The following is an 11,780-nucleotide window of genomic DNA, read 5'->3' on the forward strand; positions in this document are numbered from 1 at the left end:
TCACCAGAGTTTGACGGAGGGAGCCGTCGCGGGTTGGGATTGGATCTGGGGCAACTCGACCTCGGTGCCTTCGGGCAGCACCGTACCGAGGTCGGCCAGGCCGGGATTCAGTTCGAGGGTCAGTTCCACCATGCCGGCAGTAATGCCGAAGGTGCGATAGCAGATGGCATCGACGGTGTCGTTCTGGCGCGCGTAGGCGATCATCAGATCAACTCCACCGTGCTGCGGGAAGCGCCCACCAGCTGCCGCGCGGCCCAGCGGCCATTGCGGCGGTGCTCGTCGGGGGAGCATTGCTGCAGCTCGCTACGCTTGATACCGGACGCCGTGGTGTCATAGTCCACGTAGCGTTCGATCAGGTCGGCGGTGGCGAACGAATAGATGGCCCGCCGATACAGGTAGACCAGGCGGCTGACGCCGTCGACCTGGGGCGCGCTCACGTCTTCGAGTTTCGTCTTGCCTTCCGCCGCGCGCGCCGTCGCCCAGGCTTGCACGGGGCCGTCCATGTTCACTTCCAGGATGGCGCCGGCCAGGGCGTGGTGCAGCCGTTCGTCGGTGACCGTGCCATCCAGCCGCATGGTCTGGCGCGCGGTGGCGAGATCGAAGTCCGGCCACCAACCATCATTCGTGATGGTCGCCGCGCTGGGTTCGTTCGTCGGAGGGGCGGATGCGAGGAATGGCATGGTCGAATAAGACGGCGGTGGGGGGGGCGTCCGGGATCAATCAAGAACCTTCAGCCCCCCGCCGCCGAGCGTGCGGGGGCACTCGGTTAGCCGGGGTTTCCGGCGTGATTCTTCAGGCGACGTTGCAGACCTTCGATTTCCTTCTTGACGCCGATCTTCGGGAACAGTTGCATGGCACGCTCGAAGGCTTCGAGGGCGCGCTGCGCATACAGCAGGGTCGTTTCCGTCTCGGTGACGCCAGGGCAGCTCAGGGACAGCAGGGCGGCGCCCATGACCTTGAACAGCTTTGCGCGGGCCTGGTCGGGAGCATCGAATTTCTGGGTGAGGCGATCCGTCGCGTCGGCGATCTCGAAAACGGTCTTCGGATCCTCAACCTTGCCGATCAGCAGGGCGTCGGCCACCTCGTCGATAAGCGCGGTATGTAGGTCGCGCTTGTATCGTTGTGGCAGCTTGATGCCATGCGCCAAGAGGTAAGCGCCAATCTCCAGGGCACGAGCGAACCGGCCAGCGTCGATGTTCCAGATGCACAGGGTAGAGAGAACTTCGTCCTGTGCGCCTGAGCCGCCCAGCAGCACGCCGTCGATGTAATCGTCGTACTCGGGCACCAGCGTGGCCTTGGCCTCGATCTTGCGCTCGGTGGACTGAATGTCCTTGAGCCGGCGCATGTCGGTGATCAGCTTGGCCAGGAACAGATCGTAGATCGCGCCCGAGGCGACCACCTGGCCGGCCTCGGTTGCGGCGCCGCGCGCCCGGGCCAGCTCGCGCTCGCGATGACGTTGAGCAGGGCTGACCATGTTAGGCGCCCGTCACGATTTCGATGTTCTCGGCCAGCGCGACAAAGCCGTAGTCTTCGACCACATAGTCGTCGTTGGACGATTCGTAGAACTCGACGCGATCGCGTTTCGCCGCGTCTTGGATATGAGTGCGGCGCGCGCCCTCCTGCCAGTACAGCGACAGGTTTTCGAACGCGGTGAGCAGCACCTTCCCCGGCGGGAAGTACGGCACGCTGAATGCCGGCCGGCCGCCCAGGCGCTTGGTGCTCATGATGACGTCGGCCGCGACCTTCTCCGTCGCCTTGTCGCTGGTGTTGACGATCGGGAAGTACTTGTCGTGCAGCAGCCCGCTGCCGACGATGGCAACGAGGCGCGGATCTTCCTGATACCAGGGGTCCAGCAGCTGGACCATGTCGAACACCAGCGCGTCCAGGTTGCCGTAGTCGCCGCCCGGGCCGACCTCGATCTTGCCGGAGGCCGCGACCACTTCCTTCATGACGTGCGCCGGCGCCCGCTCCCGACACTTTTGCAGCCAGCCCTTGTTGACGTCCTGCAGGAGCGGGTTCGCGTCGAGGTCGGTCGTGGCGGCGATGCTGGTGCCGTTGAAGCCGATCATGATGCGGTCCAGCTGCTGGCGCCGGATACGCGCGTTCGTGATGCGCACCTGGAAGTCCGGGAATTTCGCCCAGGAGTCCAGCAGCGCGTAGGGGATGTGCGTGTCGAAGTTGGTCTTTTGGCAGTCGTAGCCGTCCGTGTTCAGCGTCGTCAGATCGCGGGTGCTGCGCTCGGCGCCGCCGGACGTATTCGTGCGGCCGGAGGCGGGGCCGGAAACGCCCAAGCCGATTTTTTCGCCGGCCTTGTCCTGGACGCCGATGACGTTGATGCGCGTGAGGAAATCGCTGCTTTCCTGGATTCGGGTTTCGAGGGTCTGCTGCACAGACGGAGCGGCGCTGAATTTGACCGACGCGTCGGCGATGCCGTTCAGTTCGGCTTGGCGGGCCAGGTAGCCCGAAAAGAGGGTGCGGGTAGCGTTACGCATGGAAGCGGTAGTCCTGTGTGGTGGCTATGGGCGTGAACTGTCGTTTCGGTCAGCAGTCGGCGCGCTGGGACGCGTCGGTGCCAGTGGCCGGTTTCAGCGGCGTAAACGAGCGCGGGGTGTTGTCCAGCTGTTCCTTCAGCTGGTTAAAGGCTTCGGCCGACACGTACTTGGAGGCGAACGACTCGAAGCGGTCGGCCATTTCCTTGAGCAGCTTGTCCCCCGCGGTGAACTTCGCCGTGACGTGCTCGGCCAGTTGGGTGACCGCTTCTTCGACCTGCTTGAAATGGTCGGCATCGTTGGCCTTTTCCCGGCTCAGCAGTTCACGCAGGCGCTGGAACAGCTTCGGCGTTTTATCGTCGGCGGGCGGCTCTTCGTCCGCGAAGTCGAAGACCGTTTCGAGGGCCGACGAGAAGAGGCAATCCGCGTTGCGTTTGCGGCTCGCGTAGGGGTGCTTGTCGGGGTTCTGCGCGGCGAATGCCAGAATGTCCGTGCCCAGGCTTGCCGGCGTGTCGGTAACGGCCAGGCCGGTCAGGTAGGCTTTGCCGCTCTTGGCGAAGTTGGGATCCACCTCGATCGAGGTGTAGATCTTCTGCCGCGACTTCGACAGCGCCACCAGTTCGGGCGTGGGGTCGATCTGGACCTGCAGCTGCAGCTTGCCGTCGGTCTCGATGGTCTGGGCGGCGGTCACGTCGCCATACGCGCGGAAAATGCTGTCGGGAATGAGGCTGATGAGGTGTTCGACCGAGACGCGCGCGCCGTAGGTCTTCTGGCTGTAGGTTTGGGCGATCTGTTCCAGCCAGGCGCGTTCGATGACGCGCCCGTCAGTGGTTTGGCCTTCGGTGGCAACGGTGAACCATTTCGGGGTCGGCATTGTGGTCTCGCGGGTGGTTGTTCGGGATGTCTGCAAGGAGTGATGACATGGTGGCCCCGCTGCCGCGACTGATCAACGCGCCCAAAGCGTAGCGTTATCAGTCACATACGGCAGTCTCGCGCGCGCGTGAAAAATTCCTTCAGGATGGCGGCATGTTAGAAATTGCCAACGATCTTGAGCCGCGGCGCGTGGCGCGCACCCTGTATTTCCAGGGCTGGCGCGTGTCATCTATCGCGCGGCATCTGGGTGAGCGGCGTACCACGGTGCAGAGCTGGAAGGCACGCGACAAGTGGGATGCTGCGTCCGTTGTTGAAAAGGTCGAGACCGCGCTCGAAGGGCGCCTCGTGCAGCTGATCGCCAAGGACAAGAAGGAAGGCGGCGACTACAAAGAGATCGACCTGCTCACGCGGCAGATCACCCAGATGGCTCGTGTTCGGCGCTATGACGCCGGCGGTAACGAAGCGGACCTGAACCCCAACCTCGAACGGCGCAATGCTGGCCCGAAGACCAAGCCGACCAAGAACGCCTATAGCGATGCGCAGAAGGACAAGCTTTTCCAGGCGTTCAAGGCTTCCTTGTTCGATTACCAGAAAGTCTGGTACCGGAATGGCGATCAACGCACTCGCATGATACTGAAGTCGCGCCAGATCGGTGCGACTTGCTACTTTGCCCGAGAGGCGTTTATCGACGCCCTGACCACCGGGCGCAACCAAATTTTCATGTCTGCGTCGAAGGCGCAAGCCCATGTTTTCAAGCAGTACATCATCCAGTTCGCGCGTGAAGAAGCGGACCTTGACCTGAAGGGCGATCCGATCGTCCTGCCGAATGGCGCGACCCTGTATTTCCTAGGCACCAATTACCGCACGGCGCAGAGCTATCACGGCAACCTCTATCTGGACGAGGTGTTTTGGATCCCGCGCTTCACCGAGCTGTACAAGGTCGCCAGCGGCATGGCGATGCACAAGCAATGGCGCAAGACCTATTTTTCGACGCCGTCGAGCATGGCGCACGAAGCCTACCCGCTTTGGTCGGGTGCCGCGTTCAACAAGCGGCGGGCGAAGAACGATCAGAAGATCATCGACGTTTCACACACTGCGCTGGCCGAGGGGCGGCTGTGCAACGACAAGATCTGGCGTCAGATCGTCACCATCCTGGACGCGGAGAAGGGCGGCTGCAACCTGTTCGATATCGACGAGCTGCGCGACTTCGAATACAGCCCGGATCAGTTCGATAACTTGCTGATGTGCAACTTCATCGACGACACGGCTTCCGTGTTCCCGCTGTCGATGTTGCAGGGCTGCATGGTGGACAGCTGGATCGCATGGCGTGATGTGCTGCCGTTGATGACGCGGCCGTTCGGGTTCAACCCGGTATGGATCGGCTATGACCCTTCGCACACTGGCGACTCCGCGGGGTGCGTGGTGATGGCGCCACCGGCCACGCCAGGCGGAAAATTTCGCATTCTGGAGCGCCATCAATGGCGCGGGCTGACTTTCGCGCAGCAGGCCGAGAAGATCGAACAGTTGACGAAACGGTACACGGTCGCCCACATCGGCATTGACGTTACGGGTATCGGCCAAGGCGTTTACCAACTGGTCAAGCAGTTTTTTCCTGCCGCGCGGGCAATCACGTATTCCGTCGAGGTGAAGACGCGCCTCGTTATGAAGGCTGTCGAGGTGATGCGGACCAAGCGCCTGGAATTCGACGCGGGATGGACCGATATCGCGCAGTCCTTCATGGCGATTCGCAAGACGATGACGGCCAGCGGGCGGAGCGTGACGTACGCGGCCGGCAGGTCGGAAGAGGTGAGTCATGCGGACCTGGCCTGGGCCTGCATGCACGCAATTGATAACGAGCCCTTGGAAGGCGAAACCCAGATGAACCGGAACGTAGTGGAGATTTTTTGATGAAAGCTACCCAGCGCGCAGCGAATAAAATGGACGTGCCGCAGGCGCCAGCACATTCGACAAGCGTTCAGGCATTTTCGTTCGGCGAGCCCGAGCCAGTGCTGAATCGGCGCGAGATCCTGGACTATATCGAATGCTGGAATAACGGCCGATGGTACGAGCCGCCGGTCAGCTTCGCCGGCCTCGCGAAGTCGTTCCGGGCCAGCACGCACCACAGTTCCGCGATCTACTTTAAGGCCAATATCCTGGCTTCGACGCTCCGGCCGAATCCCTACTTGAGCCGTCTCACGATGAAGAAGCTGGCCGTCGATTTCCAGATCTTCGGCAATGCTTACCCGGTGCGCTCTCTGAGCATGACCGGCAAGCTTCTTTCCGTTGAATCGCGGCTCGCCAAGTACGTGCGCCGTGGCTTGGACATGGACACCTATTATTGGGTGCCGGCCTACAGCCAAGAGCAGCAGTTCGCGCCCGACGAGATCTTCCAGCTGATCGACCCGGACGTGAATCAGGAGGTCTATGGGCTCCCGGAGTATCTCAGCACGCTCCAGTCGGCCTGGCTGAACGAATCGGCGACGCTGTTCCGCCGGAAGTACTACAACAACGGCAGCCACGCCGGGTTCATTCTGTACATGAACGATGCGGCCCAGAATCAGGAGGACATCGACAACGTGCGCGAGGCGATGAAAAACGCGAAGGGGCCGGGCAACTTCCGGAACCTGTTTATCTACTCGCCCAACGGCAAGAAGGACGGCATCCAATTGATCCCGGTCAGCGAGGTCGCGGCGAAGGATGATTTTTTCAACATCAAGAACGTCACGCGCGACGACATCCTTGCGGCGCATCGCGTTCCGCCACAGCTTATGGGCATTGTGCCGAGCAACACCGGCGGGTTTGGCGCAATCATTCCCGCGGCTCAGGTGTTCGCCACGAATGAGATCGAACCATTGCAGGCCAGATTCATGGAGATCAATGATTGGCTAGGGGTAAAGGCGATCGCCTTCGATCCTTATCGCGTGGACGTTACAGTATCGAGTGGCGAGAAGCCATCGGTCACCTAAACCCGCGCGGCGCGTTCACCGGTGACTTTCCGCGCCGGCTTATCTTCCCGCACGCCCTGGAACGATGCCTGCCGCAGAATGCCGCCATCCGTGATGGTGGTGTAGGCCACTTCCACGACGAGTTCCGGCCGCACCCAGTGCATGGTGGGCTTGGAATTGCCGCCCCACCGATCGGACAGGACCGGCCGCTCCGTGAACGGCATCTCGTCCGTCGCCAACGGCGCCAAGCGCTTCATGAGCATGTCGATGGTGCCGCCGCTGAAACCCGTGCCGACTCGGCCGGAATAGCGCAGCTTGTCGCCCTCACGCAGCCCGACGAGCAGGGCGCCGAAGCCCGTGCGCGATCCGCCCGGGTTTGTCCAGCCACCGACGACGAATTCCTGACGCGGCCGGCATTTCAACTTGATCCAGGTATCCGTGCGGCCGGCGCGGTACGGCGCGTCCTTGCGCTTGCCTATCAGCCCTTCCAGCTGCCGCCGGCAGGCTTCAGCCAGCAGCTCGGCCGCGTGATCGCCCGTATCGACGTCGGCCACCACGCTGCGGACGATGGCTGCGTTCTCCGGCACGCCGGCCAGCACCGCCTGCAGGGCCTTGGCACGCTCCGAAAAAGGGTAGTCGCGTAGGTCCTTCCCGTTCCAGTACGGGACGTCGAACGCGACGAACTGCACCTGCTTCGCTACGCTCTTGTCCATCGCGTTTTGCAGGCGCTGGAAGCTGCTGATCCCGTATTCATCCATGACGACGATCTCGCCGTCCAGCCAGCCGGTGCCGGTGCCCAGCTCCAGCGCTCGGATGCGCGCGACCAGGTCGGCGAGCTTCGGCGTCCAGTCCTTTGCCTCGCGGCTGTAGAAGCGCGCGCCCGCGTCGTCGATCCGGCACAGCATCCGATAGCCGTCGAACTTGACCTCGTAGGCGTAGCCGCCGGAGGGCGGCTCCTTCACCAGCGTGGCCAGTGGCGGCTTGACGAAGTCGGGCAGGGCGGACATGGCTATTTCTTGAGCGCCGCGCGGACCTTCTCCGCCGAATTACTGCCGGCGTCCTTCACTGCCTGGCGCAGCTGCTCCGGGCTGCAGCCCAGCTCCTTGGTCCAGTACCGGACCTCATGGTCCTGCTCCAAGCTGATACGGGCACGGTCGCGGGGCCCACGGTCGTTTAGATTGTCCGACATGATTTGCTCCTGGGTGAATGCGGCAATGCCGCAGAGCAAAGTGCGTGCCGTCGCGGCCGCGGCGGTTCCCGGCGCGCCTCACCGCCGCCGCGGCTTACGCTTTGCCGCCCCGATCTCAGCCGCGCGGGCCTGCCATCGTTCAGGCGGCCCGACGAATCGGTCGACCATGCTGCTGCCCAGGACCTGGGGAATCTCCAGGTGTGGACGCCCACCGGGCTCGGCCTCCAGATCCCGCCGAAACTCTTCCCAGATCGAATCGAGGCAGCTGCCCGGCCGAGGGAAGCGGTCGCGCAGCTCTCTCGCACGCTGGACGATCTCGCGCAGGCGATCGACCTCGCCAAGCAGGACGGCCATGTCCCGCTCCACCGCCGCGCCGTCGAACATGCATGGCGCGCGGGCCGGCGTCACCTCGTAGCGTAGGCGGATGCGGTGCAGGTCGTCATGCGTGAGCGGCGGCCGGGCGGGCATGGTCGGGTAGAGAGGCTGTATGGATATCCAGTGTATCGCTACTCCAGGGCGAACGGCTGCTGGCCCTGCTCAACCGGTTCTATGGCGTCGGGCCGCTCGTAGCGATAATTGCCGACTTCCTGGCGCACGCGGTGCCAGGTGAAGGCGGATTCCGGCAGCGCATGCGCGAGTATTTCCCGGGCGCGCGTCAGCGTGGTCGCGGGGTCGACCCATTCGACGGCCAACTCCGGCGGCAGGGCCACCGGGCGCCGGTCATGCATGTCCACCATGCCGCCCTGGGTATCGTTCGTCACGATGGCCATGCCGTGTTCCTTGCCGTGCTCGCGGCCAGGGCGCCAGGCGCACACCGCGGCTAAGAACAGCGGTTCGTCGTTGGCGTGGTGGATGAAGTAGGGCACCTTCGGCCCCTTGGGATCGTCGGTCAACCACTTCCATTCGTACCAGCCATCGGCCGGCACGATCGCGCGGCCGCCTTCCTTCAGCAGCCAATTCCACGGCCATTTGCCCGCGGCGATGGTTTCGGTCTTGGCGTTGCTGATCGGCGCGCGGCGCCAGTCGCTGGGCTTGTAACCCCAGTAGATGCGCTCCACCTCCAGCTGCCCGCCGCTGAACCGATGGAAGGCCATGGGCCGTGCGCCCGGCGGGATGTTGTAGCGCGGGCCGACAGGGTCGGGCGGGAACAGCTCGCCCGCTCTGGGCGCCCTGATGATCTTTTCCAGGTAATCGTCCGGGTTGTTCTTCTGCACGATACGGCCACACATGAGGCGCTCCGATTCGAAGGGGTACCTGGACATGGTATCGCAGCCGACAGCCCAACAGCGGGCCCGTATTACGGCCCCAGGGGCATCGGCGCTCGGGTGCGGCGCCGGCCCGCGGGCCGCGGCCCATCCCAGCCCGGCGCGCGCCGTCATCCCCCCACCTCGCCCGCTCGCCAAACGGAGCGCTTTTGACTCAGACCTGCGTCGTCCCGCCAGCCCGGCGCCATGCGGCGCTTTCGGGCATTGAGGCTCGCCTATTGGTGACGCAAAAAGACGCAGTCTGAGCCCGGCTCCGACCATGGATCGCCGGGGCATCGGCGGTGTACTCTCAGCGTTTTACAAATTGACCGGGTGACCCATGAAGGACGAGGTGCAAGGGTTTTTCAAGATGCTGGCCACGTCGCCTAAGACGGTCTCCCTTGCAGCCGGGGTCGCCTGCATGACGCCCTATCTGTTGCGCGAGAAGAGTGGCTTGCCGGCGACGTATACCGGCTTTTTCTCCGTCGCCGCGATTTTCTTCCTGACCTTGTTCGCTGTGCTTGTTGTCCGTGCTTGTACTGACGGTCTGCGGGAATCTGGACGGGCGAAGAAAGCGCGCAAGGCCCGCTTCGAGGGGCTGGCGCTTGAAGAGCTTGAGGTGCTGGCTGCGTTTGTGATTCAGCAGGTGGACTCCCTGTTTTATCCCAGCGATCTGGTTGTCATCTCACGACTCTGGCGACGCGAAATGTTGGTGTGCCTGCACACGCCTGACCTGATACAGCGATTCGAGATCGCCGACTGGGCACGGAAGGAACTCGAACTCGACCCGTCATTGCTTAAGGGGACGGACGGCGCTCACGCTGTGTCGGTCTCTACCGACTATTTCGATCGAAAGAAGAACGGCGAGTACGCCGCCCGTCGGTGAGCAAATCCTCGACAATCAGCTTTCTCTCAAACGTCGCGGCCAGGCCGGTGAGGCACCCTTCCCGAGAGACAAGGCAATTAAGCCCTGGGGGCGGCCGTTATCCGTTTGGCCGCGTGAAGTGCAAGTACGTTGCACACAAAACGGTTGCCACTGTTGCGAGAGGCCAGCGCCGTCAAGATGTACTGCACTGCAAATAGCACAAGGCTCGCCTTTACTATCAAGGACGTCGCGTCGAAACACCATAGAACGAAGGGAACGACAATGGACAGCAGCAGCGATAAACTTGCGGCGTCCCGCCACAGCAAGTATGACTTGTGTGCCCCAACTACCCTGGTATCCGACTCGACACGTTTGTACAGCCTGTACCACGTGGCATTTTGCTCTTTGGGATCGACGGGAAGTTTTCCCACGTGCCGTTGTAAAGCACTCATGTCGATGCGTGGGTCTGACGGCCCATGCGTTGTGAATGCGGCGTGCCCGGGTAACGCATTCTCGACCTTCCAGAAGACCAGGACGGCCTTGAGGTTGGGCGAGGCAACCTCGACCAACAAAAGTATTGCTACCGGAAGCAAAGTGACAACACTGCCTTGTACAACCCGCGAAATGGTCATCGCCTCCGCGATGTGTGGATACGCAAAGGAAAGCGCTATCGCCATGTCTAAAGCGGCCAACGATACGAGCAGCTTTAAGTTTGAATTCTTTAGGCTGTCTTTCATCCGTTGTACTCGGTCGAGATCGTAAACGCACCGGCGGAATCTACATCAAACTGGATCCATCCATCGCGCCGTGTAGTTAGGACGTGGCGGCGTTTTCCAGTGGTGGCAACATAAACTCCGGCCGGGTGCCTATCTATCACGCGCTGTCGGTACGTCTGGGTCATGCGTTGCGTATCGTGATGAATGGCCTTGTCCGACATAACGATCGCCCTTGGCGAGCAATAGTCAAAGAGTTCCGCGCAATAGCCGTTTTCGCGGCCATGGTGTGAAGCCACCAGTACGTCAACGTCACCGAGGTCTGCTCGAAAGGCCGGCCGTTCCAAGAGCGCCCTCCAGCCAGCCACTTCAAGATCTCCGGGGAAAAGGATTGAAAAACCGCAGTACTTGAGGAACACCACCAAGCTGAGATCGTTTGTAGTCTTAAACTCCGGGTAACGGTTGAAGTAGTAGGTCGCCGTGATGCCGCCCATTCCTTCATTAAAGGGCAGTGCCACGGGCGCGGTGTACCTTCCATGCATGGACAAGAATTCGTCGATGTCATCGGTCGGCGTGCCGCCAGCTTGCTTGATCGAGCGAAGGGCGTCAGCGGGCGGGTGCGGATTCCGAATCAGTGTCTCGACCGATATGCCCGCACGGCGTAAACCGGCTAGATCACTCATATGGTCTTGGTCCGCGTTCGTGATGAACAGGTAATCGACATTCGTCCGTTTGAGTGTGCCGCGGATATAGTCGCTGGGCCGCCAGTCGGGTGTGCATCCAGAGTCGATCATGGCTAGACGGCCCCCGTAGGTGCCAATTTGGTGCTGAACCATAGCGCAGGCGCCGTGCTCTACATCCCAGACTCTCAATCGCATCTGACCGACCACGAACTCTCTCCCATCGCAAATTTGTACTAGATGCGTCGAGAATTTACACAAAGCGGCGTTTTTTCGCTGGACCGAGCTACAGCCGCGATCCTATAAACGTGCAGACTTGTTGTGATATTTGTTGTTATTTATGGTTTACGAACAACGGAGAGCGAGCAAAATTGACGTTCTTCGGCCTGTATTCGAAGGCCCCTCTGTCCGCCAAGAACATTCCTCAGGTTGCCCCGCGTTGCCCCACAACCCGCATGAACATTGGTTCTGCGGGTTTTTGTTTGCCCCGTGTTGCCTCACGTTGCCCCTATGTGACCCATTTGGGCGATGGGGGCGGCCTGTCGCTGTTGGCAAAGACTGAGGGGGCTAAGCACTGGTGGTACCAGTAGCGCTATCACGGCAAGCAGCAGACGATGGCGCTGGGCGTTTATCCCGCGGTCTCGGCCCGCTCGGCGCGTGAGAAGCACGCGGTTGCTCCTGAACAGCTGGCCAGCGGCCTTAATCCCACAGCGGAAAAGCGACTGGCGAAACTCAAGGCGACCGAGGACGTGCGCAAGTAGCCCAGGTCCTGTGCAACCCGG

The 11,780-nt window shown here is 61.9% G+C and carries 15 protein-coding genes; 4 read left to right on the plus strand and 11 right to left on the minus strand.

Annotation, left to right across the window (positions count from 1 at the left end):
* The 5 genes from AKI39_RS03235 to AKI39_RS03255 all read right to left on the minus strand — a co-directional run bounded on the left by AKI39_RS03235 (window position 1) and on the right by AKI39_RS03255 (window position 3,363).
* Window positions 1-204 (minus strand): tail protein X, encoded by a 204-nt coding sequence (locus AKI39_RS03235; RefSeq protein ID WP_066632353.1) that lies wholly within the window; start codon window positions 202-204, stop codon window positions 1-3.
* The gene (locus AKI39_RS03240) at window positions 204-680 is read right to left on the minus strand and encodes a head completion/stabilization protein (RefSeq protein ID WP_066632355.1); all 477 of its coding nucleotides are present in this window, start codon (window positions 678-680) and stop codon (window positions 204-206) included. Before AKI39_RS03240 ends, AKI39_RS03235 begins: the two co-directional genes overlap by 1 nt.
* 86 nt (window positions 681-766) lie before the next feature.
* Complete coding sequence (gene gpM, locus AKI39_RS03245) at window positions 767-1,474, minus strand: phage terminase small subunit (RefSeq protein ID WP_066632357.1); 708 nt, start codon at window positions 1,472-1,474, stop codon at window positions 767-769.
* A gap of 1 nt (window position 1,475) precedes the next feature.
* Entirely contained in the window at window positions 1,476-2,492 is a 1,017-nt protein-coding gene (locus AKI39_RS03250; protein WP_066632361.1) for a phage major capsid protein, P2 family, read from the minus strand.
* A 49-nt stretch (window positions 2,493-2,541) separates the two neighbouring features.
* Entirely contained in the window at window positions 2,542-3,363 is an 822-nt protein-coding gene (locus AKI39_RS03255) for a GPO family capsid scaffolding protein (protein ID WP_066632362.1), read from the minus strand.
* Between the two features lie 152 nt (window positions 3,364-3,515).
* On the opposite strand from AKI39_RS03255, the gene AKI39_RS03260 reads away from it, so the two are divergent.
* Together AKI39_RS03260 and AKI39_RS03265 are read left to right on the plus strand one after the other, a co-directional pair.
* Window positions 3,516-5,270, plus strand: coding sequence for a terminase ATPase subunit family protein (locus tag AKI39_RS03260; protein WP_066632363.1), 1,755 nt, complete (start codon window positions 3,516-3,518; stop codon window positions 5,268-5,270).
* Window positions 5,270-6,328, plus strand: a complete 1,059-nt coding sequence (locus AKI39_RS03265; RefSeq protein ID WP_076879657.1) for a phage portal protein — start codon at window positions 5,270-5,272, stop codon at window positions 6,326-6,328. The genes AKI39_RS03260 and AKI39_RS03265 overlap by 1 nt, the downstream gene beginning before the upstream one ends.
* On the opposite strand, the gene ligD is transcribed toward AKI39_RS03265, so the two are convergent.
* The 4 genes from ligD to AKI39_RS03285 all read right to left on the minus strand — a co-directional run bounded on the left by ligD (window position 6,325) and on the right by AKI39_RS03285 (window position 8,725).
* On the minus strand, window positions 6,325-7,314 hold the full coding sequence (gene ligD, locus AKI39_RS03270; RefSeq protein WP_066632365.1) for a non-homologous end-joining DNA ligase: 990 nt from the start codon (window positions 7,312-7,314) through the stop codon (window positions 6,325-6,327). The genes AKI39_RS03265 and ligD overlap by 4 nt on opposite strands.
* A gap of 2 nt (window positions 7,315-7,316) precedes the next feature.
* Window positions 7,317-7,496: a DUF3606 domain-containing protein gene (locus AKI39_RS03275; RefSeq protein ID WP_066642047.1), complete on the minus strand. Its 180-nt coding sequence runs from the start codon at window positions 7,494-7,496 to the stop codon at window positions 7,317-7,319.
* 78 nt (window positions 7,497-7,574) lie between these two features.
* A complete protein-coding gene (locus tag AKI39_RS03280) occupies window positions 7,575-7,850 on the minus strand; it encodes a hypothetical protein (protein ID WP_145925180.1) in 276 nt (91 codons plus the stop codon).
* A gap of 152 nt (window positions 7,851-8,002) precedes the next feature.
* On the minus strand, window positions 8,003-8,725 hold the full coding sequence (locus AKI39_RS03285) for an SOS response-associated peptidase family protein (protein ID WP_066632369.1): 723 nt from the start codon (window positions 8,723-8,725) through the stop codon (window positions 8,003-8,005).
* Window positions 8,726-9,080: 355 nt separating this feature from the next.
* Between AKI39_RS03285 and AKI39_RS03290 the strand changes: the two genes are divergently transcribed.
* On the plus strand, window positions 9,081-9,626 hold the full coding sequence (locus tag AKI39_RS03290; RefSeq protein ID WP_066632371.1) for a super-infection exclusion protein B: 546 nt from the start codon (window positions 9,081-9,083) through the stop codon (window positions 9,624-9,626).
* 77 nt (window positions 9,627-9,703) lie between these two features.
* On the opposite strand, the gene AKI39_RS03295 is transcribed toward AKI39_RS03290, so the two are convergent.
* Window positions 9,704-10,342 (minus strand): hypothetical protein, encoded by a 639-nt coding sequence (locus tag AKI39_RS03295; RefSeq protein WP_066632373.1) that lies wholly within the window; start codon window positions 10,340-10,342, stop codon window positions 9,704-9,706.
* On the minus strand, window positions 10,339-11,112 hold the full coding sequence (locus AKI39_RS03300; RefSeq protein ID WP_235610739.1) for a ComEC/Rec2 family competence protein: 774 nt from the start codon (window positions 11,110-11,112) through the stop codon (window positions 10,339-10,341). The genes AKI39_RS03295 and AKI39_RS03300 overlap by 4 nt, the downstream gene beginning before the upstream one ends.
* Before the next feature lie 500 nt (window positions 11,113-11,612).
* Here AKI39_RS03300 and AKI39_RS25395 point away from each other — a divergent pair, with 500 nt between their 5' ends.
* Window positions 11,613-11,759 (plus strand): integrase arm-type DNA-binding domain-containing protein, encoded by a 147-nt coding sequence (locus AKI39_RS25395; protein WP_145925181.1) that lies wholly within the window; start codon window positions 11,613-11,615, stop codon window positions 11,757-11,759.
* Window positions 11,760-11,780: the final 21 nt, after the last annotated feature.

Origin of the sequence: Bordetella sp. H567, from assembly GCF_001704295.1 — a bacterium.
In the GTDB taxonomy this organism is placed as follows: domain Bacteria; phylum Pseudomonadota; class Gammaproteobacteria; order Burkholderiales; family Burkholderiaceae_B; genus Bordetella_C.